The sequence below is a fragment of the Thalassospira sp. CH_XMU1448-2 genome (assembly GCF_037027285.1).
GTDB lineage: Bacteria > Pseudomonadota > Alphaproteobacteria > Rhodospirillales > Thalassospiraceae > Thalassospira > Thalassospira profundimaris_C.
In genome coordinates this window covers 238,717-265,068 of record NZ_JAYMEA010000006.1, presented here as the reverse complement: position 1 = coordinate 265,068, position 26,352 = coordinate 238,717, and the positions used below count along the sequence as shown (strand labels likewise).

Here is a 26,352-nt window from a genome sequence, read left to right as displayed (position 1 = left end):
CGCGGGGTGGAGCAGCCCGGTAGCTCGTCAGGCTCATAACCTGAAGGCCGCAGGTTCAAATCCTGCCCCCGCAACCACTCTTTCCGATCCGTTGAGTTTTGAGATATAGACTCGACGGATTCGCGAAACAAGAGAAAAAGTTCGGGCGCATACCCTCATCAAGAGGAGGCGGCGCAACCGAGTTTCATTTTCCCAGATTTTTCAAGAATTCAGACAATAAAAAAACCCGCTGTTGGCGCAGCGGGTTCTTGGAAAGGCTTAAACTTGGCCCCTCATCAAATCTGAGGTCGAGTTTAGGCGACGGGATCGCTTTGTCAAGAACAAATGCGGTGTTTGAACTCTGGCCGATACCACGCATGACTTTTTCATATTCGCAAGCGCAAACAGGCGCGGTTGCAGAACAATCTGCACCGGTCGGAACCTCTGCCGTTGCCCGTTGGCACTGGGTGCAGAAACAGATCCTTCATCATCCGGATTTATCGACAGCAGAAATCTGTGTTGCCGTTGTACTGGCATCGCACGTCAATGATCGTACGCGTGCATGCTTCCCCAAAATTGAGACGATTGCGAGTGAGACAAAATTGTATGATCGTAAGGTGCGTCAAGCGCTTAAGCATTTGGTTGAGCTTGGATTGGTAGGCAAGCTAAGCCGGGCGGTTGGCAGGCTTCGTAATCGCAACGCTTATCAACTGGTTGGTCTTGGTTCTAAACCGGCATCTGGTTCTATCAAACCGGCATCAGATTCCGGTGTTAAACCGGCATGCGATGCCGGTTCCAATAAGAAGAACACGGATAAAGAAGAAAACACGGATGAAAAGGAACAGGCTAATGCCGTTTCTGGAACCGGAGCAACCGTTCTTCCTGCCGTCGATGATCAATGTTTGATTTTATCAACGGAATGGCAACGGCTGTGTTCCGAACCTTGGACACTGGCGAATGCTTGCTTGCGGGTGAATGAGGCGATTAATCGTGGTGGCATTGATGCTGTTAGGTTGAAGCTTGATGGATTACGACATCAAGGAGAAAGACCCTCGCGTCTTGCGATACTGGGTGTTCTTGACGACCTGAAACCATCCGATGATGGAGGCTCCAAATGGCCTCAAGCATGTAACGAGGCAGGACCAGAAGCTTGGCGTGAGATATGTGGGGTGCTTTCTAAAAGACAATTTTCTGGATGCAGGAACCCGGGAGCGTGGTTATCAAAGATCGATGCTTCATTGACAGGCGATACCTTGTCCCTATCAGTCGACAGTTGTTGCGTTCGAGATACCGTGCGCAATCATTTACTCGCTGAAATACGTGCCCTAGCAGGGCGGCGCGGCCTAATGGTGCATGGGATAACAAACGATTAGTTAGCTTTATGGTGGTGCTTGTGTTAACGGAAATATCGGTTCACAGTGACCTTCTCCCCGAAAACGACGATTTTGGATGGAAAAAGCATAACGTGTTGAGGGTTGATCAAGGTGGTTGATAGTGCAGCGCCAAGTGGTCTCTTGTTTACTGATCGCGGTGATGATTGGCTAAGGCAATTTGCCGACGCTGACCAAGATGCTGCGGCGCTACTGGTATCCAATCTCACCCTTATATCTCACTCGGAATTCGAGCGAGGGCTACAAAGTAAGATAGAAGAACAAGCAAACGAACATCTAGCGCCAGTAGCTTTTTTTGCTGTACGCGAGGTTGATGGACAAAAATCGTATTTTACGCAGTCGAAAGATACCGTCTCAGGGAATTTAAACGCACTTGCACCGGGAAATGACCACGGGAGCGAAGCGCGGATCGCAGCGGTAATCAGAAATTTGTGTAAGACGTGCCCTAAAAGCCTTCTAAATCATCCTGACATTGAAAAAATGAGGGCTGCGAGATGCCGAACCATCGTCTTGGTCGATGATTTTATTGGGTCTGGTAATAGAATTCTGGAATTTATCAATGCTTTTCTAAAGGATGCCACATTCGCATCTTGGCATTCGCTGAAGTATACTAAATTTGTCATAGTTACGTACTCGGGAACCAATCGGGGTGTTCGAGCTGTAGAACGCCATAAGTCTCGGCCTCAAGTCGTCTTTGTGAGGCGCTGTCCAACTGTTTCTAATGTTATTTGGTCCCCAAAGAAACGTGAGGTTATCACCCATGTTTGCAAGAAATATGGGGCAAAAACATCTAAAAGACACATGAGCCTAGGATATTCCCAAACTATGGGAACGATGGTGTTTGAGCATGGCTGTCCTAACAACGTTCCTTCTATCTTATGGGCACCTACAACCCCGCGAAGACCATGGCGGCCACTTTTTCCCAATCGCGTAGTTTTGTCGGGAGAAAAGTCGATCTTTCCTCCTGAAGTTGCTGGGCGTGATTTACAAGTTGCATTGTTTGAGGTCGGACAACCAAGATTGGCGTCTTCAATCCGCAACCTAGGAATAAAAGGTCCAAATGAAAGCATGCTACTTATTTTGGCCTTTATTGCGAAAGGGCAGCGAAAACGCTCGACACTCAGCTTCGCTACTGGTCTAGATGAACGACAATGTGAGGTAACCCTTGATCGCTGTTTTCGACTTGGCTTTGTGAGTGAGACAAGAAGGCTCACTGCAAAAGGTAAAGCTGAGCTGATTGCTCTGCGACGCAGACGGGATGTTTCTTGGGGGGGGCCTGAAAAAGGTTCAGAGTACTATTATCCCTCACAGTTGAGGAGGGTGACACGTGGCTAGTGTTAGCAAGCAACATGTTTGCTTCAGTTGCACGAAGTGCGTCTGTTGGGGCGTGGAGTACCACTGTCCTATGGTAGAGTTCACGCATTGCCGGAGATTGCGAACGCTGTCTCCTTACATCGTGGGCCTCGGGAAGACACCGTCCGCATTCGCCGTGGCGGCGTCGGAGTAGTCTACGATGTCACCCTCTTCAGCACCTTTTTCTCCTGGAAAGTACATGGCCGAAGCTAAGGCCAAAGGGCTTTCAAAGGAGACCATTAACGCAGCAGTTGAGCAAATTACTGCACTTGAGGATGAAATCCCTCCCCTTCCGGCGATCTTATCTCTGAAGCATTTGTCTCTCAGAACGGGGGTATCCTATAACTACCTGCGAAATATTGTGCAGCGTGAGGAGAAAGAGGCCTACAGGAGATTCTCAATTCGCAAGCAATCAGGCGGACGGCGCTTCATCCATGTTCCTGATCCTTGGCTTTGTCGAACTCAGAAATGGATTCATGAATACATTTTGAAGCCGGTCCCTTGTCATCGATCAAGTCATGCGTTTTCTCCTAACAGTTCAATCCTGAAATGTGCGAGCAAACATTCCGGCGCTCAATGGCTTGTAAAAATGGACGTTGAGGGTTTCTTTGAATCGATCTCGGAGATCCAAGTAAGTCGGGTGTTTAAAGAACTTGGTTATCAGCCACTCGTGGCTTTCGAAATGGGAAGAATTTGCACAATTAGACCCGGGGGAAGAACTTCAAGGTGGGGGGATGCTGCATGGCGAACAATTAAATCAAACATCCAGATCCCTGCTTATAACTCTGCACTTCTGGGATACCTTCCGCAAGGAGCCCCAACCAGCCCCCTGCTTTCGAATCTCGTCATGAGAGAGATTGATAAGTGTATCCAGAAAATTTGTCTGAATTTCGATTTAACCTATACGCGTTACAGTGATGACCTGACATTTTCATCGCGCGATAAGGCGTTTACACGCAAGCAAGCGCGGACCTTTATTCATGAAATCAATAAGATTCTTTCGAAGGACGGATTTAGACCTCAGCATAGAAAAACTCATATTATTCCCCCAGGCAGTCGAAAAATCGTTCTTGGCCTCTTAGTCGATGGAGAGGGGCCCAGACTTCGTAGGGAGTTTAAGGATAATCTCCGTCAACATCTGTATTACTTGGAAAAGCATGGTTCAATCGAGCATGCACAAAGACGTGCATTCGACTCTGTTTGGGGAATGAAGTGCCATATTAGGGGGCTTATCGATTATGCAAATATGATCGAGCCTAGTTATGCTGCCCAATTGCTTCAGCGTTTTAATAAGATTGCATGGCCAATTTGATCTCTGTGAGGTTTATGGTTTAGGTTCCAATTGATTGAATAGCCTCGTCTTTGCTAGACATCTTTTGGTTTAGGAGAACGGAAGTGTAGTGGATTACCTCTTGGTTTCAATTTGTTCCCAGGCTTTGTCGCAGAACTCTTTAGCTAAGGGTCCATCGTATTTCAGAGAGATTTCTCTCCTCGAATATAACGAAGTTTCCTCTCTGACGGCGGAAAGCCAGTTAAAAGATCCTTCTACGATCCAGTTTTCGTCGACTGCGAGTGTTTTGTTATGCGTACGAGGGATAGCTACGACTGTTGCTCCGGCCTCTTCAAGAAGTTTGATACCATCGTAGGCCCGCTTCTTTAGCTGACTGCCCTCTAGATTGAATGATGGATCGTAGATCACAGTTACTGAGACATTGCGTTTTCGGGCGTTAGTAATGTTCTGCGGGACATTGTCGTTTAAAATTGCAGTCGCCGACAAAAAGGGTGAGGTAATCAGAATGCGATGATGCGCTTTTAGAAAGGCATCAGTGAGCACAGATTGATGGGCCTTCAAATTTTCGATACGCGATGTGTAATTTCTGTCGCTGCCTAACAATAAATCTGGTCGATAGATGACATCCTTAATTTCCTGCGCTTCATGCCTGAATAGGTGTCTGGCTAGGATTCCCGAGGGCAGGGCGGATTTGTTTGGGTCGAACAATCGAGCGTCACCAAATATCAAAAATGAATGTTGGGCTCTGGAAACCGCTACATTGAGCATGTTTGGACCGCTGTCAAAGAAACGTCTAGCGTTAGTATCTGCTGTGACGACAGGGGAGAAAAGAACCAACTCCCTCTCAGCGCCCTGTAAAGCATGTACTGTCCCTACGGTTATATCTGACTTGATGTCGTATTTTTTCAGAGCCTGGAATAATTCTCCAATTTGCGGTCTGTAGGGCGTTACAATTGCAACAACGTCCTCCATCGGCTTCTGGTATCGTTGTTCGAGATACGTGCGCTGCCGCGAGAGCCACTCAGCGATAGCGTCGGCTTCTCCCCGGTTCTTCCAGCTTTTGCTTGATCGAACGGCCGAGGCTCTGATATTTGCCCAGCCTACACTTGGGTAACGGGAATCATCAATTTTAGGTGTGCAGGGTATTAGTCGGCCTTTGTAAACCATGTCATTGCAAATGCTGATGATAGGCGTCTGGCAGCGCCTATGCTCGTTCAAAAACATTCCGTCGTCATCAGAGCGTGTGAAGGTTGTAAAACGGCGTGCAATTTTCATCAGGCTGCCATTGTGAGCAAGCATTCCAGCATTTTCTAAGGACGCTATATCTTCGGTCATGCCAAGGGCTCGTAAGTTACCATGATCTACACTGGTACCGACGTTCCATACCGGTTCAATTTGGTCGATGTCTCCGACAATCAGCGCGCGTTTGGATAGAGCAAGGGCAGGCGCACCGATTTCCGCAGGAACCTGTCCTGCTTCGTCAACGATAAGCAGATCAACGAAATCTCTGAGTGGCGGATTTACCGATGTTGTATCTTTTGAATCATATATATTGAGGTGGCCCGGCAGCATATATAGCGTAGATACAAAACAAGGCGTCATTTGCGCGAGATAACGAAACCTTTGTTCCACGTCTGAGCGCGAACGTTTTGACAAGGCCTTGACTGGATTGTTCTCACGTTCAAGAAGGTTTTTAGTAGAGATTAGCCATCTCGTTTCCCAGTAATGAGTCGCAAGAAGGAACATTTCGTATCGAAGACCGATGTCGAGAAAATTTTCGATAAGTTCCGGGTTTTTAATAAGGTCTTGTTTCGAAAACTGGGAAAAAAGAATTTCCGCAGAGGCGTCTTCAAACAAGTTACTCACGGTATCTTGCCATAGATTTTCGGATGTTTTCCAAGTGTCAATTTGGGTGCGTTTTTCCTGAATTTCTTCATTTTTATGAGTTATTTGTAGTTGAGTGTCTGAAACAAAACTTTCAACTTCTTTTGAAGCTTGCTCAAGTGCCTTGTGGCGATTTGACAAGTTGGCATGAAGCATTTTCGGAATTGACGAAAGAGATGGTGCTTGCAGTTGGTCAAAGGGAGCCGAGCGAAAATCGAGATCGTTCATGATCTTTTTGCATCGGTGCCAACGTTTCATCCTAAATGTCGGGAGCCAGCCGACCAAAATTTCCCAAATGCCACTTGGTGCCAAGCCCTGAAGAGCACGTCCGCATGTGTCTTCGAACTCTTTTAGTTGTTCTACTTTGGCGTTCTGCGCTTCCTGTGTGCTCTTAATTTTCAGTTGCAGCTCAAGAATCTCGGTTTCGATTTTCTTCTGAACATGAACGAATTTCTCGGATACGACCGAAAGTGGCTCGTTATTAAAGAGCTCTCGCTGCTCAATTAGAGATTTTACGGTTGCCAATGTTCCTTCAAGTTCGGATCTTTTGTTTTGGATCGCCGTATGCAGGGATATCTTCGTAGTTTCTAGATCTTGGGCAAGATCGTTTCCAAGCAGCTCGGACGCTTGTTTGAGGAACGTTAGTTCCAATTGATCAATATGATCTTTGTCGATCAATTCAGTTGGAAATCCCGCGAGAGGGTTTCCATAATTGGGGAGATAGGCAATATGGTAGTCAGAGTTCTCGATTTTTCTCTTAGCGCTCGGAAGATAGAGACCATGAGACTTGAAGCCATCAAGCCATCTTGATGCTAGTGTTTTTCCTCTTAGATGTGCCGGTACTTTTGTTTTTGAGAAGCTGTCAATTATATTTGTTACGGCCTGATTATTTGTAGAGACCATGAAGATAACGGGAGCATCAGCTTCATCAAGGGCAGCCTGAACATAAAGATTGGCCGTGATGCTGTGTAGAAGGGTCGTCTTTCCGGTTCCAGGTGGTCCGTTTACAGCGAGAATGGCATTTTCGGGGCATTGTATTGTGTGATGAACAGCTTCGCGTTGCATGGCAGAAAGAGGATATTCCCCGCCCATTTGGCCGAGGTGTTTATTACTCGCAATGTAACGGCTTTGCCTGTCAATCGTGGGGCGTCGTTCATGTTGATTGTAAAATGACGAAAGCGTTCCTGATCGGCTCGTTTTTGTTTTGATCAGGTAATCTGCCATATCCTGTATGTTTTTGGCAGGATGACTTTTAGGGTCGACCGCTGCAATAAGTGCATCAGTCCGTTCGTACCCTTCAATAGTAAAGTCATGAATAGATTTCTCTGATACAGACAGGCACATTTCGTCGGCATACCTCAACAGGCTTGCCCATTCTTCATTCGGTTCTAAGTGGGACGCAAGATAATGGTCATAGTCCTGCAGGCTTCCGATCGTTACCTCGTTTGAGGAAGAAGGCTCTAGTGCGTTTCTGTCTATCCATGGCAAATGGTCTTTGCTTGCCGCAAGTTGACCACTCCGAAGCAGGATCGCAGGAATGATCAAAGGGCAACTGACGGCGTTGCGGCCCAATCGTGCAGACCCCATGGATCTCTCTATATTTAAGTTTATAGGAGAGATTTCCACATATACTTTTTCGAGCTTTGGTGCTTTTTCCCGACCTTTTAGAGGGCGCCTCTTCTCAAAACGGTCAATAAGGCTAGCTGCAAGTTCTGGGTCGATATGCCCCTGTCGGCAGGTTGACCATTCAATCTTGACAGCGTCGTCGCGTTTGAACGGTTGCAATTGTCCTGCTGCAATGCTGTCTCGCCAATATTGCATCAATTTTTCAGGTTCAGTTGGGAGAGGCATAAAGCACTACCTTTTGCAAAGTATTTGAACTCGTTTGGGGGCACTTTAACGGGAAAATTAAATGAGACAATGCACTAATAGTGACTGAGGTTGGGTTGTCTAAGCCAGCAAAGGTTGCATTTCAGTTGTGGAGTACTGTGCGCTCAGGGTAAGAAAATAGATAAAAGAACGCGAGAAAATCGGCACAATTTTGCCGGTTGAGAACGCAGATCCTGTTAGGAAAATCGCCTCTTATCTGCCGCAATCAGTGCATTGAAGTTGAATGTTGCGTTGCATTCCCGCCGCCAAATGTTGTTGGAAGGATCCCAAGTGTTGTGGATCACTAGTGCATCAATTATGTCTCGCAAGAGAGCCACGGCTTCTGGGTCTCTTGACCACACGTGCAGTCTCGCTATCAAGCCATTGTGTCGCTGTATGAGTCGCCCCAGACTTTTAGGGATGCTTGCTTCGCCTAATTCACGGCGATGACGGGAAATATCAAGTTTCGTCCTTTGGATCTGTTCTGCTTTGTCGTCGAAAAATGCGCGTATTTCAGTTGAACGTGCGTCTGGGCCCAAGGCATCGATAACCTTGTTGATACTGGCACGAAGATCTTCGAGATGCTGAGTTAGACGTTCAATCTCGCGTGCGTGATGAGCGCGAACTTGCTGTATCTCCTCGCTCTCAAAATGCTCGATGATTTTTGCCTCGTCGAGTTCAGCGACAGCGCCCAACACTAGCTTTATGATCTCGTCATAGTGAAGGTTTCTGTTCGCGCAGCCTTTGACAGGGCAAGTATAATGCTTTGCATAGGTTGCTGTGATTTTCTGATTGTGCTCCCCGCAATAGAGTTTGCCGCCAAACACCGCATTGGCACGCTTTTTCGTGGCAGCTTGATTGCGACGCCATTCCTTTGAACGGCGAATGGATGTCTCGCGCTTCTCCTCCTCCGTCATCAGAGTGGGCATCATTTTGCGCTGAAGGTGTTTGCTGGATCGTTCATCAAGAGCCTTCTGGACCTTTGTGAAAGTCTCATCGTCAATGATGGTCAGTTCGGGGATTGGGACTGTGATCCATTCCTTTTCCGGACGCATGATTGATAGGCGTTTGCCGTTCTCCGGATGTTTGCAGTACTGCATTTTGTTGAAAGTAACGACGCCGTTATAGAGCGTTTGGCGTAACATGCCTGTCTGGCGGACAAACGAGCCAACAAGGCTTGATGGTGCCCATTTCCCGCCTTTGGGGGAGTCAATCCCGCGCCGGTTCAAATCGTCGCAGATATGTTTCAGCTTTCCGCCTTCCGCGTAATACTCAAATATCTCGCGAATGATTTCTGCTTGCTCGTCGTTGATCTTGCGCTTGCCTCGAATGGGTTCGCCAAACTCGTCAAGGGCATGCACAAGATCGTAGCCATAAAGTTGACCACCTGGCACACCGCCACGCAGAACAGCTGCGATCACGCCACGATGGGTCTTGTCAGACAGATCCTTGAGATAGAGCGCATTCATGGTGCTTTTCAGGCCAATATGCAGCTCGTTGATTACCCCATCTGTGACGGTCTCAACAGGAAGGCCCAAGAACATCATCTTTTTGAAGAAATTGGCAGTGTCAGCCTGGTCTCTACTGATGCGGCTGAGGTCTTCTGCAACGACACCCTCAAATCGTCCGTTCAGCGCCGCGACGAGAAGTGCACCGATGCCAGGGCGGTTTGCAATGTGAGAACCTGAAATGCCCTCGTCAAAAAACACGTCGGCAACCTGATAGCCTTTGACGCTGCAATATTCTCGGCAGCGTCGGATCTGATCCTGGGTACTGGTTTCCTGTTTGTCTGTTGAGTGTCGGGCGTAGATTGCTACATGCACTGATTGTATCCTCGAAGGTTGGATCAGATTGATTACCTTTCGGGATTGCTGATGCGCAAGGGTAAATCAGCGATTTCTCTTAAGGACAGGTATTTAAGAAAATGCTGTAAATACAACGCACTGCATGTGATTGCATGAGAGTGCATAAGATTGCACGAAAATGCAAAAGATTGCATGATGGTGCATGAGATGGCACAACTTTCACCTGTCGTTATGGGGGCAGGATAGGTCTGGTGGGCCCACCAAACAGCCCAAACGAGCTTCCTGCTTATTCGCATGGCGGTGCCATGCTCAACGAAGGCGTAATCGTTTGCAAACAGAACCTAAACAAGTATTGGGTGTCTGGGTAATGGGGCGGACGCTTACATCTGAGGCACCAAACTATCGATTCAGTCGTTTGATTTCCCGCGAACGGAGCGTGCTCTACAGTGGTATAGGGTGTGAAGTCTAATTAGGGTATGGACCTCAGTGTAACCGTCTGAAACCACGAAGCTTAACCCTAGTAGGAAACTGAGTTAGTTCCTGCTCATCTTGTTGTGCAGACTCGTGGGTTTGCTCTTCTTGAGCTCTAAGCTTTGTTTCATGTCTAGTTAGTCTGCCGTGTGCGTATCCCGTGAAAATGGCAATCAGAGTAGGTATTGCTTTATCGATTATTGACGGCGCGACCTCGAAAGCTATTGCCAAGCTTGACTTGAAGGCCTCATCATCTCCCTCAGCCTTTTTGTATATGTTATGCACTCTATGCCACATCGATAAAAAATTTGGTTTAAGCATAAGAGCTGCTAGAGAGAAGTCTTCTCCAAGGATAATCTCGCTCAGATAGGCTAACGTCTCAGTTTCTGTACGGCTTATGACCGGCTGGTATGTCTGGAGTTTTCCGGCAACGCTCTCAAGTGTGAGGCGAGTTTCAAGAGGTCGGCAAGTTCGCAATTCAAAGACCTCTCTCGATCTTGCCGCTGGAGGAGAAATTAATAGGATTTCGGAAATGTTTTCCGTTAGAGCGCAAAAGAAATCGCTCGGTAATGCATCATCTTTTGTCGGTAAAGATATGACATTAGTTGTTCTTTTATAGCGTTCCCAGCTAAATGTCTTATCTGGCCCTAAGCAGTTGGCAACTATATCGAGGTGATCAATTGCCTTTCGGAAGTTTACCCCGGAGGTGCGTTTGGCTTCCCCATTTAGCACCTTGGTTATTAGATCGCCTAGGGTCTCTATGCCTTGTTCACCCAGTGCACGGGCACTTCGCCCGAGCTGTAAATGCCTTAAAGGGATTTTACGCGTGGAGTTTGGGAGAGTGAATAGTTCGGGGGCTAATTTGGATGCTTCACCGAAGGTTGTCACTTCGCCGGTTATAATTGCTGTAATTGAAGGAAGGCTCTCAAGTAGCTTAAGCTTTTCCGGGCCCCATATTTCTAATAATCCTTCCACTAAGCTCTTAAAAGTTATCTCTTCTTCGTAAGATAAGAAGTAATCCGCAGCACGCTTCCAGAAGTCGGAAAACTCAGGTCTAAAATGAACTCTGAGTGTGGAGTAATCATCGTGGATAAGCGCGCTTGCAAGTGATGTTAGTAGTTTTTCCTCTTTTTGCCGAATACGCTCTCTTGTTATTGGTGGGGTGAGTGATGTTCCGACGCTCTCAAGAGTTTTTCTGTCTTGTATTTGGGGGCATATTCTGTCGTGTATAATCTTTTGAAGTGAATGATCTCCAAGTGTTTCCCCTAGGTTTTTAATTAGGTTCACTGCTAAATTAAGAAAAGTGTTTCCATCTTCTATAGTTTTTGTTTCTGGTAGTAGCGGTATGTTGAGGGTTTTGCAGTACACGTCCCAATTTATTGTGCCGATGCTGTCTTGAGAAACTCGTAGAGCTAGCAGAGATTCTTGTATTTTTTTGACAGTGCTCTTTCCCATGCTGGGAATAGAAAGAAGATTTTCTGGATTAGTGAGTATAAGGTCTTCTACTGTAATGTAACCCTCTGTCCTAAGTTTTTGGGTCTTTGCTCCAAGATGTAAAATTCCAATCTCTAAGGATAAAGCAGGTTCCTTAAATTGCCGTAACGATATTGTGTCTGTTCGTTCTTCTTCTTGAATTGGAAATAAATTCTCTAAGTCATGTTGGGAAATGCGACCTGAACGCAAGTCGCGGACAATCTCGACTAATCGGTGGAACAATTCTTCTTTCTTTGTTGCTCCTAGGCCAGCAATGTTGGGGAGGCCTGTTCTCAGTTTTTCAGCAAGAGTTCCTAGTGTATCTATTCCGCACCGTGCTAACATAACCCCCGCGTTCCCAAAGCTTCTTTTGTCTATCTTGCAGACAGTATGCTCGGAATCGAAGTTGGCAAGTTCATCGCAAGTTAAAAACAGGTGGTGGAAAATAAAGTTTCTCTTTTCCCAATATGAAAACCAGTCAATTCCTCTTTCGGAAGTAGCCTCTAGAAGAGTATCCATTGGCTCTTGAATGCCAATAAGGTCAAAATTTGTGTGTTCTAGGAAATTACTCAACTCCGCTATCGTATAGATTCCAAGGGCCTTAAGGTGATCAGTGGTTTTCTGATCTAACTGAAGGTGCTCTATTTCAAGTTGATTTCCATGAGCGGCAATATATGAAAATCTATTCATCAATATTTCTTTTCAATGGATCCTTCGCCAGCCCTTCAACCGTATTCGCACTGGTTGGTTTGGATCTGGTGATGGCGCGTTTTCATTATGGGAAACAATTCGGATCTGGTATGTGTCGTCATTGTTTGCTCCACAAATCTCAAATGCATCTTCAGTTTTTGCGCCTTGGTTACGTAACCAACCCGTCATGTGAGTTATGCGATATTCATTCCTAGTTCCATTCGGTTCGTGGAGTTTGTTGTTGTAATAAACAAATCGAAAGGTGTGCGTATCATTGTCTTGGTCAACGCAACTTATCCACGCATCTGGGTTCTTAATTTGAGGGTTTAGTTGTGGTAGTATTTCTAGGAGTTCGGTCTCACCTTTGGGTATAAGAATCCCAGCTTGGTGCCCTCCCGTTGCTCCAACGTCGTTTGCGCTTAGCGTTTTTCTAAATATCTTCTTGGTCATGTTTTTCCCGGTTTGATTTTGAGTGCTCGGTCCAGATCTTCTTGATCTCTTGATGCCATAGGTATGATTTCATTGCCTAACTCATTTTTCCACTCTGAGCGGTCAAGCATAACTCGCTCAACTGTGTCTTCGTAGTAAAGCTTGTAAATCGTAACAGGACAGGTTTGACCCCTCCTGTGGGCTCTGGCGCTTGCTTGCGCTTCCAGTGCCGGATTCCATACAGGTGTAAAGTGAATTACTATTGTAGCTGATGTAATGTTTAAACCGGCACCTGCTGCTTTCGGATTTAGGACTAAGCAACCGGGGCCATCGTACTCAGAGAATTCATCAATTATATCTAGTCGAATAAGCTGATTTGTTGAGCCGTTTATTGATCCCCAATACGCTTCTGGAAGCCCTTTTCCGGCCTCTTTGATTAGATCTCCGACACGATTAAATAGAGAAAATATGATTACTTTCTTTTTGTTGCTAAATGCCTCGTGAAGAATTTCTAATGTCCGCTCCATTTTTGGGGTCATCAGCGGTAGGGCAGACATTGGTTCTATCTCGGAATACTCAACGTCTAAGCCTTGGGATTTAGGTTCGCGCAACCAAGGGTGAGCGCAAACTAATTGCAGCTGAAGGGTTGCGACTAGGGCTCCAGCCACAGGATATTTTTCTAACGTCTCAGATAAAACTTCTCGATAGTGATTGGCTAGAGGGGGATCCATTTCTAGGGGGGTGTCAACCTCTATGCGTTCTGGCAAGTCGCTTGCCACTTCACTGACTGTTCTTTTCAGTATAACGGGGTCAGTAACTGAGCTCAGTGCAGCAGCGGATTCCAATGTGTCTGGATAATTCTGTTGGAATACCTCACGTCTGCCGAGAAGTCCGGGTACTGCGAAATCAACTAAGGACCAAAGGTCTAAAAGGGTGTTCTCAACTGGCGTTCCTGTAACCGGTATAGTTCTGCGCCGTGGGATTTCCGAGATAGCTATGCGTCGGTTTGAGTCGGGGTTTTTGAGAGCTTGTGCTTCGTCACATATTACCCATGACCACTCAAATGCGGAAAACAACGCAATATCATTGACCATGGTGTCGTATGTTGTAATCACAACGTTCGTTGTCTGAAGACCCCGGAATACTCCGCAACGATTAGGTCCGCGGTGAACTAAAACAGACAGCGAGGGAGAAAATTTTTCAATCTCTCGCCACCAGTTGGCGATCAAACTTGTTGGACATATGATTAATGCTGGCGAGGAAGGCTGCGGGGGGGATAAGAGTAGCAGGCTTATAATTTGCATTGTCTTTCCAAGACCCATCTCGTCAGCCAGTATTAGGCCATCAGATGATTGCAGTGTTTGACACATCCAAGCGACGCCTTTTGCTTGATAGGGGAAAAGCGTCGCATTTAAGCCAGGGATGGTGATCTCAGAAGGCAATAGACTTGCCGCGTTTGTTCCCGAGGATAGAACTGCATCAGTAGCCGATATTGGTAGAATGTTATCTAGGGAATTTAATAACTGAATAGATGCTTGGAAGCTTAACTGGCGTGAGTCGTTGTCTCCTAGTATAGTCTTAAATGCTTCAATAGCGTCTACTGGAAGGGGGCGAAGAGTGTCGCCGTCTTCGACCCAACAATGATTTGGGCTTGGTGGCAAGAGAACCTTTTTTTCGCCCTTAAGAAATCGAATTCCCACCAAATTTGCGGTAATTCCTATAGGGGTGCGATCAATCAGCACTTCTGCGTCGAGAACTCGTTGCGCAAGCCTGTATCCTTCTGGGGGACAGTGTTCTAATTCTTGAAACGTATGAGGGAAATTTTGAAGATCAATCATTCAAGCCTCTGATTTTCGTCAAAAGTTCCTCCGGTGGGATGGGCAAAGGTTTTCGAGTATGGACGGCCCTATGGCAGTTTGGGCAGAGTGGTATTAATTCAGTTTCTGGATTATATGGGCGTGGTGCAGATAGCGTTGCAACAGGCTCTAAATGATGAACCTCAATTATACTTCCCGCCTCTTTGTAGATGTCTTTGGGTGATAGGCCGCATATAAAGCACTTTTCTCCGTGAAAGCGGATGCATAGAAGCCGGTTCCTTGGATTTCTTTCTCTTCTAGTGATTGTAGTTTGGCTTATTTTTCCTTCCTCTTCTAATTTTTCTTCTTTTTCAACATAATCTATTACGTCATATCCAATTAGCTCAGCCATTGCGGCCATTATCGGAACAATTACTTCTCGACACGTTTGGATCAATGCATCATCACTGTCCGGCATTTTGTCTTCATGCCGAAAAGTTGCATTGATTTCGAAGTTGCCGTCCTTGATCAACCAGTCTTCTGCTGTTTGCGCGGTAATAGATAAATCAGCAAATTTCATCGCCGATTTGACGAGGGCCCTTGCAAGCTGGACATCTTCAGCGTTAGCAGTTGCTATCTGTTGTAGAATTCTTGCCGAAAATTGACCGAAAGAAAGCCGCACCGCATGAGATTTAAGGCCATGTGGTTTCAGTATTGTGATTGGCCCATGCTTTTCATCTAAGTCACTGAACCAAATCATTAATCCGGTGCGGCGATCAAACTCTAGCGCTCGAACCGAGATGTCTGCTCCGGTCCCTACGGCAAGTTCATCAGCAATAAGCTTACGTTTGCTAGCAAGCATTCTAAGACTCTATATCGTCTTTCAGGTCTGCGCTGTCAGGTAGGGGCACATCTCTGAGAAGTTTTCGCAAGTTCGACGAAACCACTTCCCGAATGTCTTCGAATATTGGTGCCATCTCTTCATTGGAAAAGTCGGTTTCTGAAGCGGCAAGTGCCCAAAGGAGTAGATCCATTCCTTGGACAGAGTAGCCAGAAGCACCTGCCCGCAGGTACACCTTCTGATAAAAATCGTGATGCTTGTTCAGCTCGACGCCGGGAACGTGACCGGCCGTTCCTTCGCTGCGCAAAACAGGAACCCATAGGTTGCCGGAAGTTATTGTATCGACGGCACCAACATATATTTCATTATGTGGAACATTGTTCTGAATTGGTTGTTTGATTCGGATGCCGGATCCGTGATTGTTAGTTACTACCGCAGTCTGCTTTTCAATGTCGACGCTCTCGATAGTAGGTTTCTTGGTGTTTGGTGTAGATCCTATGGAAACGTTTGCAGAGGTATGATTAATTGTTGCTGCAACAGCCGCTGCTTGCTGCTTCCTTCGTGATCGATTATTTGCTTCACGGCGAGCATTTTTGAGTAGCTCTGTTAAATACTCCTCAACTGAGGGATCGAAGAGTATTCTTGATTTTTTGACATCTACATAAAATGCTTCATCTAGTTCATGATCAAAATCAAATTCAATGCGCAACATCGAATAATGTGGTTCAAGAGTAAACAGACCAAGCCAGCCACCTTCGTTAATCAAGCGACCTTCGCGATAAATATAGAACCCTTGGCCTTTGTTGCTAAGTCGTGCTTTTCCTTTTTCCTCCGGACTCAGGTCATTGCTATGCGGTAATAGCCAAGCTTTTATCTTCGCAGAGCCGATATCTTCGCCGTCAACAGATTCCATCGGTATCAATTGTTGTTGTACCGATAGGACCTGTTCTGATTTTTCCGGGTAAAATGGATTCCAAGCTTCTACGGCTTCATCGTTTACGCTCATCTTTATAAGACGTTCTCGAGCGTCTTCTGGGTCAAGAAAACGATGGTAAATTAGTGATAAGTGTTCAACAAGGCTCTTACGTAGACGCCGTATTGCTTGTTGCTCTTTGGTTCCTCCAGGCTCGTCATAGTTTTTTGCGAGGATCCTGTCACACTTCGACCAGACGACTAAGGTACCTTTATCTCCACACAGTTCTTCAAATGCGTCGTGCTCATGAGCTTCAATTGGGTCGTTCCGCATTTCCCAACACCCTGTTTCTTCAACATGGTCTAGGTCCCATCCCAGTTTGGTGAGGGGTGCGGTTTTCGACTGTCTAGAGATCAAAACAAAATTCCGACACACGGAACTCGATGCAGTCTTTAAACCTAATCCAAATTTTCCAAGACTGGCTAGGTTCTCTCGAACTGGAGCCCCGTAGCGCAAGGCTGCGTGTACTCCGTTCTCATCCATTCCGTCTCCGTCGTCCCCAAAAAAGACAAATTTTCTGCCATCAGCTAATAGATCAACTCGGACGTTCACTGTATCAGCGTTTGCAGCAATCGCGTTATCGATGATGTCTGCGGCAGCGGTTCTGAAATTGTAACCGGTATCACGTAATCCAAAAATAAGGCGTGACGCATCTGGTTCATTGATAAGTTTAGACAAATTTCTGCCCTCTGTTCGGTACTGCTGATGACAGCTTAAATTGTTAAGCCATTATGTTTAGGTGTCCCGGAGAAGTTCCAGTTCGCTGTATCTTTGAAGTTCTGATCCTAGGCGCGACTTTGGAGTGTAGTTATTTTTGGTTGTGTTCTTCAAGTGCTTGTTAAGCAAACTTGTTAAGCTCAATGAAATGTAAGTCCGGAGGTTCGAATTGGGGCTACCATATAACGCCGTCTGTAGCATGTTCACGGCGGCTCGATATGTCAGATGAGGATTCATAAACATCAAAAATACAGAGTAAATCAATTCCTTACTCTGTTTTGCAACGACAAGCTGATGACGATACAGACCAAGTAAGCGCAAAGGGGCGTTACTATATGGAGACTATGCGACAACGCTGCGTATTGGGCGTATAGAGACTGTATTCTTGATCCAAGGGGCCATCGCATTTGCGATCGCTGTTGCGACTGGAGCGGCAACGGCGTTCCCGAATTGGCGATACGCTTGAGTATCTGACACGACTATTTTCCATTGGTCTTTAGCATTGGGCATATCAAAGCCCATAATCCGAGCGCATTCCCTCGGGGTTAAACGTCGTGGGATACCGTTAGACTGAGCAATTAAGATTTCTGAGCCATCTTTATAATAGCGCGCACTAAGAGTTCTTGCGACATCCGTTGGTTCGCAAAGGCCATATCCAAAACCGTTGCCCGCAGCTCGATGTTTAGCTTTGTAGTCCTGCAGATACTGCCACAATCTTGGCGTCAAGGTGTATTTCGGAGACACTTTTGCCATTGGACCGGTAGTGTATGGCTCTTCTATTGGTTCCGAACCATCTTCGGGATGCAATATATCAGAAAGTTTAGGCCGCTCGCCTTCTGGGAGCCTTACGTCGTCCAAAGAAAACTGTGTCGGATGATCTCGCCTGAAACCAACAATGAATATTCTTTCTCTGTGTTGCGGAACCCAAAGTCCAGCGTCTATCACCTTGTGGTCAACCTCATAGCCTAGCTCATCCAAAGCGTGCATGATCACACGAAAAGTATTGCCCTTGTCATGAGATAATAGGTTTTTCACATTTTCTAGCAGGAAAGCTTTTGGTTGGTGGTGGCGTAGAATTCTCACTACGTCGAAAAAGAGGGTCCCTTGAGTTTCGTCAGCGAAACCGTGAGCTCTGCCTAGAGATTTTTTCTTGCTGACACCAGCAATTGAAAAAGGTTGGCAGGGGAATCCAGCTAAAAGAACATCATGGTTTGGAATGTCGGCTTCATTGATAGCAGTTATATCCCCTGCGATCTCATGATTGTCATTAAAGTTTGCTTGGTATGTTTGTTGAGAAAAGCGGTTCCATTCACTTGTGAAGACACACTTTCCACCAGCTTTCTCAAAACCAATTCGGAGTCCCCCTATCCCCGCGAATAGGTCGATGAATCTAAATGTATCTTGATTTATCAATGTTTTACCTTCTAGGGATTCACTGTGTCTACAAGCGGCGGCAGTTAAGGGGGCCAACAAGAAAACACCTTAACTGCTAAGACTGCCTTAGCTCAATCTGATTTGTCTGCGGAACTGAATTTGTTTCTGTTGTTGTTACTTCCTCATGCGAGAAAGCGCTCTTGGAAAATATGGGTATCAAACTATCCTATCGACCCTGCGTTTTTACGGGAAACTGATCGACTGGATATTGGTTAGACAGATATTTGTTGAGTGACTCGATGTTCGAAACATTCGTCCCCAGGGTTGTTAAAAGGAATTTTTTATGCGCTATGGTTAAGACCATCGCCAGTGGGTCCTGATATGCTTCCATAAGTAAAAATATCTTCCAATTACGGAAAACGCGGGCGGTCAGACTGTGGTGGCGAGGTATGACTTTTCGAGTGCTGAGATAGCGCCGCCAAAGAGCAGGGGTGTTTCGATGTCGAACAAGCGGACGGGGTTTGTAGTGTCGTTTCGTTCTGGTTAGATATTCGCCTTTGCTGCGTGGTTTGGTTTGCTGTGCTTCAAACACCCCAAACCGTTCTTCTAGTTTCTTTTTGCTACAAGATCGATCCAACTGGCTAGCCTTCATCGCCTGTCCATCAGGTCCGATCAAAACCATGCCATTGCCCCTCAGCTTTAGGCTAATGTCATATCCGGCCAGAACCTTGTGCGCTTCCTGCCAGTTCTTCGCCTTCCCCAAACCTTCAAGTAGCTCCTCACGATGTTTCAACACATGCCTCTGGAAAGATTCTTGCCAGGTATGTGCTTCATAGTTCCGCGCTGCGGATGACAGCTTTTTGGGATCGCGCTCCTTGCCATCAGTCATTCCGGGATCAATGGCGAGGCCGTACTTCTTCTCCATCTTGCGCGAGACCTTGGCGAGTATCTTAAAATCCCGATGCGGTGTGACGACCTTGAGCGTTTCCGGATGCACTTTGTTAAAGGCAATATGCATGTGGAAATTATCGGTATTGATGTGTGTTCCCACCACACGCTGATGATCGGAATAGCCAAGAGCTTTTGCATATTCCGCCTCGATGGCCATCAGATCATCTTTGGTTAGTTTATCCTGATCACCAGGCCGGAATGAAACGACAAGGTGATAGGTTTTGTCGGCAATATCGGGCTTTTGCCGCCGCACCGCTTCGATCTCCAAAAGAGCAAGATCGAGATCCTCGATATTTGTGCCGGCATCGCAGTTGCGGATCCAGAACTGATGGAGTTTCTCACCTTTCTCCTCGGCTGCGGCGATGTATTCGCCAAGGCGCGTGTAATTATCTGGCACCCCTGATTTTTTGCCAATCTTAGTCGCGATCATGACTGGGCCTGTTTGCGTTTACCCGGTTGAAGCTGGTCGCGGATCTCGCCAATGGTGGCTTTGAGCTCTGCTTGGGTTGTTTCAATGTCGCGGATTAGATCATCGAATTTTTTGAGAAGATCTGCTGAAAGCGGCTCATCAAGTGCGAGTTTGAAGAGGTTCCCAAGCCTTGCCTGATCGGCATTGACCTTAAGCAGATCACGAATGCCCTGCCATGCGGCAAAGTCGCTGGCACTGGGCAGCTTGGTATTCATCAACAAGCGTTTGAGCAGTTCCGAGCGGGACAGACGCATCTGATGGGTCAACTGATCGATGCGCTCTTTCTCTTCGTCGTTGAGATAGGTTTTGATGACGTGGCGTTCGGTGGCCATGGCATGGTTCCAGTATCGCCGGTGGCGTACATTGCGCCACCGGCATTAGGGGCTCAGACGGCCAAGCTGGCGGTCTGCTGCTCGCGTCCCCGTGTTCTGGATTTAGCTTTTGGCTGTGGCAGGCCGAGCTGTTCGGTGACAAGGCGTTTCAGCGCCTCAATCCCGCGTTCCCGATGAATGTCGTTAAAGTCGGTCAAGCCCATGGCCTTTTCATCTTCACTCAGATCCGGACGCAGGATCTTCGCCCCGGTCAGCTCAGATGCGCGTTCAGCACCCTTGATCCCGGCATTATGCTGCTTGGCATGATCGTCATCGGCTGCAATCACCAGAGCGCGATCAGGATGCTTCTTGTGAAGGGCCTCGGCCACGGGGGCGAGATTGCCGGAATCAAGCGCAACCACGACCGTCAGCCCACTGGCCATATGCAGGCTTTGACCGGTGGAATAACCCTCAGAAATGATCATCGGGCCTTTGGGATCACCTTCGATCACATGCATCAGGCCGCGCTTTTTGCCGTCCTTCAGATACATTTTCGTACCATCGGGTTGGATGGTCTGGACGTTCTCTATAAAGCCTTTGTCATTGGCCATCGGCATGAGCAGGTTGCCCGACTGATCAATGCGCAGATCGCCAGCAGGCACCTGTTTGTTTTGTAAATAGGGGTGATTGTCTGGCGCTGGTTCGGCATTTTGGAAAATCCCATAGGCGCGTTTGGCCACGGCGCGATATTGCGCGCGGAGGTCCTGTTCCTGGGCTGCCTTGCGGGCAGCGGCTTCGGCTCTGGCCTGTTCCAGTTCCTTGGGATCGACCTTGGTGCCGGTCGCCACCCATTTGACCGGATCCTGCCCTGATTTGTAGTTGGTGATGTTGCCTGCCGGAAGCCCTTCGAGGAACCCGCGATAGGAGCCGCTTTTTTGGCCCTTTCGGTCTCCTTCAACCGCTACCCGATGCCATTTGCCATCCATGGTCGGCGGTCCATCAAGGATCAGACCGTTTTCTTTGAGTGCCCGGGCAAACTCTTGTTCCGGGCTGATCTTGGGTTCAGTTGTTTTGGCCTTGGTTTCCTGCCAGCGCTTGAAGGGTTCAAGCTCCATATCATCGCGGGTATACTAGGCTTTGGCCCGACGATCCCATTTTGCCCCAAGTGCCTTGGCCTCATCCTTTTCACTGAACGGTACATTAAGATAGATGCGTTTGCGTTCGGTGCTGGTGTCCTGGTTCGGAGCCTGTGACATCTCGGCGTTCATGGCATTTTCCTTCTGTCGTTCATCAGCCGGGTTTTGGGCGATGGTTTTGGCTTGTTCTTTGGCTTTAACCGGGATCAGGCTTTGGCGCAGATCCGGCTCCATGATCCAGGTGCGGATGTTCTCTGCATCCCGCGCAGCGGTGAACAGCGCATTGCGGTCTTCCTTGATCGCTTTCTTCCAAGAGCCAACATAGGCCGCATGGCGTTCCGGATAATGGCCAAGGCCGAGCTCGGTGGTCAGCATGTAGCTTGCGATCTCGGCACGGAGTTCTTCCTTGGCGTAAACTTCTGAGCCAAACGGTCCGAACTCGCGGGCCATGCGTGATTGATGGCCGGTGGCATGGTCAAGCTCGTGCAGGGCGGTGGCGTAATATTCGTATTGGCCTTTGAAAGCCGCCTGATGGGGCATGTGGATTTGATCTGTTGAGGACCGATAAAAGGCCCGGTCATTCTGATCATGAAAGATCGTCACATTGCCCTGCTTGAGGATCAGCTCAGCCCGTTCGACCGGGCTGAAGGTCGGCTCTGGTGCGATATAGGGTGCAAAGCCAGCAATCTGTTCGGCATTGAAGACCACAGCATGAAACACTCTGGGGTGGTCCAGCCTCACGTCACGGGTTTGGGCGATACCCTTGTCGTCAAGAACCGGTTTGCCATCGTTGTCCAAGATATTCTCGCGCTCAGACCATTTCCAATATTCGATCATGGTGCCTTTCTCGCCCTTGCGGACTTGCGCGTCCTGTGCCTGTGCCTGTGTCTGTGCTCATAACTTGAAGGCTGAAGACGTGAAGAAATCGCTCCAGTGGAGCGATTTTAGTCTGAAGGTTGAGCGCGACCGACAGGTCTCGCGCAGACTGCGCTCGTGAGACATCAAGATATTTAGCCGTTGTCAGCTCGCCCTCAAGGGCGGGGCATTTTTAATGCCCGCAGACAGCACAGGTTCTTCGGTCCGGGAGCCCTAATTTCCCGGCTACCTACTGAATCTATTGGGAAATAAAACCTGAAATAGCTTGCCTCAAAGTAGAAAAGGTTGCTTTAAGTGTTTGCATCTTGGACAAAACAGATGTCACACACTTCAAACAGGTTCACAGCAAAAGAATGATCAAAAAAGTACTGTTGTTCTGGAACCCGGGGGCCGGAGGTGTGACGAGCCGAAAGGTTGATCAGGTCATCGACCGGCTTGAGATGTCAGGGTTTGACGTCAGGAGTGTCCATACCGAAAGACGGCGACCGATTGACGGATTGTGCCAGACCTATATTGACCATCTTCCGGGGCATGATGCGGTTCTGATTGCTGGCGGGGACGGGACGATCAGCAATGTTCTGAACGGATTGGGGGATTACCTCAATATCCCGTTCGGGATTGTGCCGCTGGGGACCGTAAATTTGCTGTCCCGGGAACTTGGCGTGACATTTGCGACCTTCGACCAGGCATTGCGAGATGGTCAAATTCGCCAGATGCATCTTGGCAATATCAATCAGTTGCGTTTCACCATGACGGCAAGTGTCGGGTTTGATGCCAGATCGGTTGAGCGGTTGAACGTTGATCTGAAAAGAAGAATTGGGGTTCCGGCCTATATCGTTGCCCTGTTAAGGACGATTGGCCTTTGCCGCAATGATCTGTTTCAGGTGACCTGTGATGGTCAAACACAGTCCGCCAAATCCGTGATTGTCATGAATGGTCAGTATTATGGCGGGTCTTACCGGCTTGGCTACAACACCGGCGTATCAAAGCCGGGTTTTCAGATCTATCTTCTGGGCCGGAATGATTTCTGGTCGATCCTGCGTTATTGTCTGGGGCTGCTTCGCGGACGTTTGCATGATTGCGCTGATGTGAAGGTGCTTGAAGCACGCGAAGTTCTGATTGATACAGCCGATAAGGCGTCCCCGGTGCAAAGTGACGGAGATGTCTATCTGAGGCTGCCAGTCGAAATCAGATCGAACACGCATTCTTACGAGGTGTTGCTGCCTTAAAGAGCTATGGCTTGGGTTGTCGTTGTTTGAGGTTCCGGCATTTCGGGAGAGTCTTCAGGCAAATGACGTTGTTTTAATCTTCGGGATTAAGGTGGGGCCCGATGGCCCCTGCATGATGATGCTTGATGAATTGACCTATTCCGCACTGACCGATGTTATTCTGGCATGCCTGCAAGCTTTTGCCGCCGGTCTTATGATGCGTCCGGATATTGAGAAGAAGTCTGCCGCCTGGTTCTGGGCAATTACGATGACATTGATCGCCTTGACGTTCCTGCTTGGGGCGATTGATCACGGCTTCTTTGAAGTGGCAGGACACTGGTTACATGAGCCATTGAAAATCGCAACCCGGGCCTGTGCCGCTGTTACGTCCTTCTTTATCTGCGTGAGTGCGGCAGTTCAGTTTCTGGGGCCGCGAGCACGGAAACTGGTGATCGGGATCAGCGGGATTGTCAATGCAGCGGTGATTGTGGCCGTGTTTGTTTCCGATAACTTCTTTATCGTGATGGGAAGCTATTCCGCAGCGATGATTTTGCTGCTTGTTCTGAGTATGATGGGGCTTCGCAAGGCGACAGGGTCGGTTGCGATGATTTCAGGTGTTATCATCACATTCGTTGCGTCAGCGCTTCCAATTGTCGGGTTTGAGCTGTTTGACGGGTTCGGGATCTATGGCACCTATCATGTTGTTCTGATGCCGGCTGTTATTTGTTTCTATCTTGGTGGAATGAAGCTGAACCGTCAGGTTGCGGTTTCCTAGAAGGGCCTGAATAAATGGGGGAAATGGTGGAAAACCAAAACCGTGGCACCGATGATCCGAGCGACATCAGCCTTGATGAAATCGCAAAAATACTGCCCGATGTTCGTCCTGAAACGCTTAAGGCCCTTCATGCTGTCATGCGACGTTACAGAGCGCCTGCCGGGACGACGCTGATCAGGGAAGGCGATCTGACGAACTCGTTCTATTACATCCGCAAGGGGCATGTCGTTGTCTATCGCGAAGCACATGACGGGCTAGAAGAACGTCTGCTTGGCGACCTTCGTGACGGGTTGGTGCTTGGCGAAATTTCACTTCTTGATGGCAAGCCAAGATCGGCCTCGGCCCGGGTGGTCGAAGCCAGCGAACTGATTGAATTCAGTCCGGCTGACATTCTTGAATTGCCCAATGGTGAAGACGTCCTTGCCGATCTTCGGGGCAGTCTGGCCGTTGCCGTGACGGGGCGTATGCGCGATCAGAACGACAAATATATCGCGGCCATGGAGCGCGAGATGATCGCGATCAAGGACCAGCAGCTTTTTGGTCAGTTCTTCCTGTATACGATGGGGGTCATGGCGATCGGTATGGTCGTCAATGATGTTCTGTCCAAACATGTGCTTAAGGTAAATATCTATACCCAGACATTTGCCTGGCAGTATCTGATGATTATTCTGGTGCCGAGTTTTCTGGTCATCTGGAAAATGGGTATTCCGTTACGTGAGCTTGGCCTGACGAAAATCGGGTTCCGGAAGTCACTTTTGGAAGGCATTATCTTTTCCATCATCGCGATGGCGATTGTGTTTGCTGCTGCCTGGGCCATGCAGGCGCTCGGGATCAAGGAACAGACACCGGCACCCTTTATTCTGGGCCCGACGTTAAGTTATTTCTTCCACAGTCTGTTACAGGAAATGATCGCAAGGGGCTTCTTGCAGTCGTCCTTCCAGCGCTTTTTGAATGACAAGCGCGGATTGCGGTCGGTTGTGCTGGCATCCGTATTGTTCGGGGTTTTCCACCTGCATTTCGGTGTTGCCGCCGTGATGATGACAGCGATATCGGGCATCCTGTTTGGCATGCTGTATTTACGTCATCGCAATCTGGTCGGGCCGACACTTGTGCATTTCTTTGCCGGTGGCGCCGCATTCTGGAGCGGATTGATCTAGGCGTCGTCGGTCGCCTCTCCCGGTGCGAAAATTCCGTCGATAATCGCAGGAATCTGTTCAGATGCCTTGTTCGGGCGCGGGGATAAAGCTTGCGCATCATGGGTGGTTTTGTCGAGCAATCGGGAAAGTGCGCTGATGAATGAGCGCGTGCTTTTGAAAGCTGATCCTGCGCCATGTTTAATGACCCATTTCAGAACCGGCAGTTCCTGGGGCAGTGCCATGGTCCGGTCCAGAAGAAGATGCTGCCCGAAATGAAGGGCTTCGCTGACACTTCCGGGACCTGGCTTGCCAACAAATATATCGGACGCGCCAAGATATTGGGGAACTTCATTGGTAAAGCCGACCACCCGATGGGCAAACGGCATTTCCATTTCTTCAAGCTGTTGTGCAAGGGCGGTGTTGCGCCCGCAAAGCAAGAGGATCTGGGCCCTGGGGGCATGAGCGATCAGGCTTTTGGTCAGTTCTTTCATGCGCCAGCTACCCTGACCGCCATATAGCATGCAGATCACCGGCACATCCGGGTCAAGGCCAAGGTCGAGTTTGGCCTGACGTTTATCAAGGTTCGAGGTGTCCTGAAAGGACGGCATGAGCAAAATGCCCTGGGTGGCATGAACACGCCCGGAAAGGTTCTTGTAAGAACCGGCCTTTTTGAAGGATTCATCGGTGCCACAGATCGCGTGATAGTCCCGACCTTTGGGGAACCAGATATGGTGACCATATTCGGTCCAGTCAGTGATGAGCACCGCACTTTGTATTGATCGGGGATCGGCGACCGTCTTGCGATAATCCTCAACCGCGTCAAAAATCACGCGATTTAACATCGGTAGAACAGAGATGACCATGTCGGGTTTCTGGCTTTTGAAATAATCACCAAGAAGCTTGCGGCCTTCACGGTAAGCCAGTTTGAAATTCAGCAAAATTCCGGCGTAATAGGTCAGGCAGAACAAGCCTGTTTTACCCTCGCCAATGATTGTCTGATTGTAGATATCTTCTGATGTCCGCTTGGTAAGGCGCTGCCAAAGGTCGAGATGGGGCATCAGTTCCACATATGGATTAACCAGGGTCACTTTGTAGCGCCCGGTTGCCTCCAATACTTCCCGAAGCGATTCAGCGGCCTTCAGGTGCCCTCCGCC

General features: G+C 48.1%; 20 protein-coding genes, 1 tRNA gene and 1 pseudogene. 7 read left to right on the top strand and 15 right to left on the bottom strand.

The genetic code is table 11. From position 1 onward, the window contains the following. Nucleotides 1-77: transfer RNA gene (locus WA318_RS19175), tRNA-Met, on the top strand. Nucleotides 78-184: 107 nt separating this feature from the next. Here the strand turns inward: WA318_RS19175 and WA318_RS19170 are convergent. Beyond that, nucleotides 185-358, bottom strand: a complete 174-nt coding sequence (locus WA318_RS19170; protein WP_336083732.1) for a hypothetical protein — start codon at nt 356-358, stop codon at nt 185-187. Between WA318_RS19170 and WA318_RS19165 the strand changes: the two genes are divergently transcribed. From WA318_RS19165 to WA318_RS19155, 3 genes are all read left to right on the top strand, one after another. Continuing rightward, nucleotides 357-1,352 (top strand): helix-turn-helix domain-containing protein, encoded by a 996-nt coding sequence (locus tag WA318_RS19165; protein WP_336083730.1) that lies wholly within the window; start codon nt 357-359, stop codon nt 1,350-1,352. The genes WA318_RS19170 and WA318_RS19165 overlap by 2 nt on opposite strands. Nucleotides 1,353-1,463: 111 nt before the next feature. After that, entirely contained in the window at nt 1,464-2,705 is a 1,242-nt protein-coding gene (locus WA318_RS19160) for a phosphoribosyltransferase-like protein (protein ID WP_336083728.1), read from the top strand. 217 nt (nt 2,706-2,922) lie between these two features. Then, nucleotides 2,923-4,035 carry a reverse transcriptase family protein gene (locus tag WA318_RS19155; RefSeq protein ID WP_336083725.1) on the top strand — a complete coding sequence of 371 codons (1,113 nt, stop codon included), beginning with the start codon at nt 2,923-2,925 and terminating at the stop codon, nt 4,033-4,035. A gap of 93 nt (nt 4,036-4,128) precedes the next feature. On the opposite strand, the gene WA318_RS19150 is transcribed toward WA318_RS19155, so the two are convergent. From WA318_RS19150 to WA318_RS19095, 13 genes and pseudogenes are all read right to left on the bottom strand, one after another. Further along, nucleotides 4,129-7,749, bottom strand: coding sequence for an AAA domain-containing protein (locus tag WA318_RS19150; protein ID WP_336083723.1), 3,621 nt, complete (start codon nt 7,747-7,749; stop codon nt 4,129-4,131). Nucleotides 7,750-7,964: 215 nt separating this feature from the next. Then, nucleotides 7,965-9,590, bottom strand: a complete 1,626-nt coding sequence (locus tag WA318_RS19145; RefSeq protein ID WP_336083721.1) for a recombinase family protein — start codon at nt 9,588-9,590, stop codon at nt 7,965-7,967. 465 nt (nt 9,591-10,055) lie between these two features. After that, nucleotides 10,056-12,206 carry a helix-hairpin-helix domain-containing protein gene (locus tag WA318_RS19140; RefSeq protein ID WP_336083719.1) on the bottom strand — a complete coding sequence of 717 codons (2,151 nt, stop codon included), beginning with the start codon at nt 12,204-12,206 and terminating at the stop codon, nt 10,056-10,058. 12 nt (nt 12,207-12,218) lie between these two features. Next, nucleotides 12,219-12,656: an EcoRII N-terminal effector-binding domain-containing protein gene (locus WA318_RS20360; protein WP_443082651.1), complete on the bottom strand. Its 438-nt coding sequence runs from the start codon at nt 12,654-12,656 to the stop codon at nt 12,219-12,221. After that, nucleotides 12,653-14,473, bottom strand: coding sequence for a DEAD/DEAH box helicase (locus tag WA318_RS19135; RefSeq protein ID WP_336083717.1), 1,821 nt, complete (start codon nt 14,471-14,473; stop codon nt 12,653-12,655). The genes WA318_RS20360 and WA318_RS19135 overlap by 4 nt, the downstream gene beginning before the upstream one ends. Further along, nucleotides 14,466-15,293 carry an HNH endonuclease gene (locus WA318_RS19130; protein WP_336083715.1) on the bottom strand — a complete coding sequence of 276 codons (828 nt, stop codon included), beginning with the start codon at nt 15,291-15,293 and terminating at the stop codon, nt 14,466-14,468. The genes WA318_RS19135 and WA318_RS19130 overlap by 8 nt, the downstream gene beginning before the upstream one ends. A 1-nt stretch (nt 15,294) precedes the next feature. Further along, complete coding sequence (locus WA318_RS19125; RefSeq protein ID WP_336083713.1) at nt 15,295-16,923, bottom strand: ATP-binding protein; 1,629 nt, start codon at nt 16,921-16,923, stop codon at nt 15,295-15,297. Nucleotides 16,924-17,304: 381 nt separating this feature from the next. Then, nucleotides 17,305-18,375 carry a DNA (cytosine-5-)-methyltransferase gene (gene dcm, locus WA318_RS19120; RefSeq protein WP_336083711.1) on the bottom strand — a complete coding sequence of 357 codons (1,071 nt, stop codon included), beginning with the start codon at nt 18,373-18,375 and terminating at the stop codon, nt 17,305-17,307. Between the two features lie 187 nt (nt 18,376-18,562). Further along, nucleotides 18,563-19,717 carry a TraI/MobA(P) family conjugative relaxase gene (traI, locus tag WA318_RS19115; protein WP_336083709.1) on the bottom strand — a complete coding sequence of 385 codons (1,155 nt, stop codon included), beginning with the start codon at nt 19,715-19,717 and terminating at the stop codon, nt 18,563-18,565. Beyond that, on the bottom strand, nt 19,714-20,088 hold the full coding sequence (locus tag WA318_RS19110) for a plasmid mobilization protein (RefSeq protein ID WP_336083707.1): 375 nt from the start codon (nt 20,086-20,088) through the stop codon (nt 19,714-19,716). Before WA318_RS19110 ends, traI begins: the two co-directional genes overlap by 4 nt. Before the next feature lie 53 nt (nt 20,089-20,141). Then, nucleotides 20,142-21,182 (bottom strand): toprim domain-containing protein, encoded by a 1,041-nt coding sequence (locus tag WA318_RS19105; protein WP_336083705.1) that lies wholly within the window; start codon nt 21,180-21,182, stop codon nt 20,142-20,144. 15 nt (nt 21,183-21,197) lie between these two features. Beyond that, nucleotides 21,198-21,323, bottom strand: coding sequence for a DUF5710 domain-containing protein (locus tag WA318_RS19100; protein WP_336083739.1), 126 nt, complete (start codon nt 21,321-21,323; stop codon nt 21,198-21,200). Between the two features lie 153 nt (nt 21,324-21,476). After that, nucleotides 21,477-22,076, bottom strand: a pseudogene (locus WA318_RS19095) (zincin-like metallopeptidase domain-containing protein); the annotation flags it as partial. Nucleotides 22,077-22,432: 356 nt separating this feature from the next. On the opposite strand from WA318_RS19095, the gene WA318_RS19090 reads away from it, so the two are divergent. The 3 genes from WA318_RS19090 (at nt 22,433) to WA318_RS19080 (ending at nt 25,219) form a co-directional block, all read left to right on the top strand. Then, nucleotides 22,433-23,308 (top strand): diacylglycerol/lipid kinase family protein, encoded by an 876-nt coding sequence (locus WA318_RS19090; RefSeq protein ID WP_336083703.1) that lies wholly within the window; start codon nt 22,433-22,435, stop codon nt 23,306-23,308. A gap of 112 nt (nt 23,309-23,420) precedes the next feature. Next, nucleotides 23,421-24,062 carry a DUF6962 family protein gene (locus WA318_RS19085; protein ID WP_336083701.1) on the top strand — a complete coding sequence of 214 codons (642 nt, stop codon included), beginning with the start codon at nt 23,421-23,423 and terminating at the stop codon, nt 24,060-24,062. A gap of 14 nt (nt 24,063-24,076) precedes the next feature. Further along, nucleotides 24,077-25,219 (top strand): cyclic nucleotide-binding domain-containing protein, encoded by a 1,143-nt coding sequence (locus tag WA318_RS19080; protein WP_336083699.1) that lies wholly within the window; start codon nt 24,077-24,079, stop codon nt 25,217-25,219. Here the strand turns inward: WA318_RS19080 and WA318_RS19075 are convergent. Beyond that, entirely contained in the window at nt 25,216-26,286 is a 1,071-nt protein-coding gene (locus WA318_RS19075; RefSeq protein ID WP_336083697.1) for a glycosyltransferase, read from the bottom strand. The genes WA318_RS19080 and WA318_RS19075 overlap by 4 nt on opposite strands. Between the last annotated feature and the right edge of the window lie 66 nt (nt 26,287-26,352).

Coding starts and splice junctions, on each gene's coding strand:
- WA318_RS19165 (WP_336083730.1), top strand. CDS start 357: ATGACTTTTTCATATTCGCAAGCGCAAACAGGCGCGGTTGCAGAACAA.
- WA318_RS19170 (WP_336083732.1), bottom strand. CDS start 358: ATGCGTGGTATCGGCCAGAGTTCAAACACCGCATTTGTTCTTGACAAA.
- WA318_RS19155 (WP_336083725.1), top strand. CDS start 2,923: ATGGCCGAAGCTAAGGCCAAAGGGCTTTCAAAGGAGACCATTAACGCA.
- WA318_RS19150 (WP_336083723.1), bottom strand. CDS start 7,749: ATGCCTCTCCCAACTGAACCTGAAAAATTGATGCAATATTGGCGAGAC.
- WA318_RS19140 (WP_336083719.1), bottom strand. CDS start 12,206: ATGAATAGATTTTCATATATTGCCGCTCATGGAAATCAACTTGAAATA.
- WA318_RS20360 (WP_443082651.1), bottom strand. CDS start 12,656: ATGACCAAGAAGATATTTAGAAAAACGCTAAGCGCAAACGACGTTGGA.
- WA318_RS19135 (WP_336083717.1), bottom strand. CDS start 14,473: ATGATTGATCTTCAAAATTTCCCTCATACGTTTCAAGAATTAGAACAC.
- WA318_RS19130 (WP_336083715.1), bottom strand. CDS start 15,293: ATGCTTGCTAGCAAACGTAAGCTTATTGCTGATGAACTTGCCGTAGGG.
- traI (WP_336083709.1), bottom strand. CDS start 19,717: ATGATCGCGACTAAGATTGGCAAAAAATCAGGGGTGCCAGATAATTAC.
- WA318_RS19110 (WP_336083707.1), bottom strand. CDS start 20,088: ATGGCCACCGAACGCCACGTCATCAAAACCTATCTCAACGACGAAGAG.
- WA318_RS19105 (WP_336083705.1), bottom strand. CDS start 21,182: ATGGAGCTTGAACCCTTCAAGCGCTGGCAGGAAACCAAGGCCAAAACA.
- WA318_RS19100 (WP_336083739.1), bottom strand. CDS start 21,323: ATGTCACAGGCTCCGAACCAGGACACCAGCACCGAACGCAAACGCATC.
- WA318_RS19090 (WP_336083703.1), top strand. CDS start 22,433: ATGATCAAAAAAGTACTGTTGTTCTGGAACCCGGGGGCCGGAGGTGTG.
- WA318_RS19085 (WP_336083701.1), top strand. CDS start 23,421: ATGATGATGCTTGATGAATTGACCTATTCCGCACTGACCGATGTTATT.
- WA318_RS19080 (WP_336083699.1), top strand. CDS start 24,077: ATGGGGGAAATGGTGGAAAACCAAAACCGTGGCACCGATGATCCGAGC.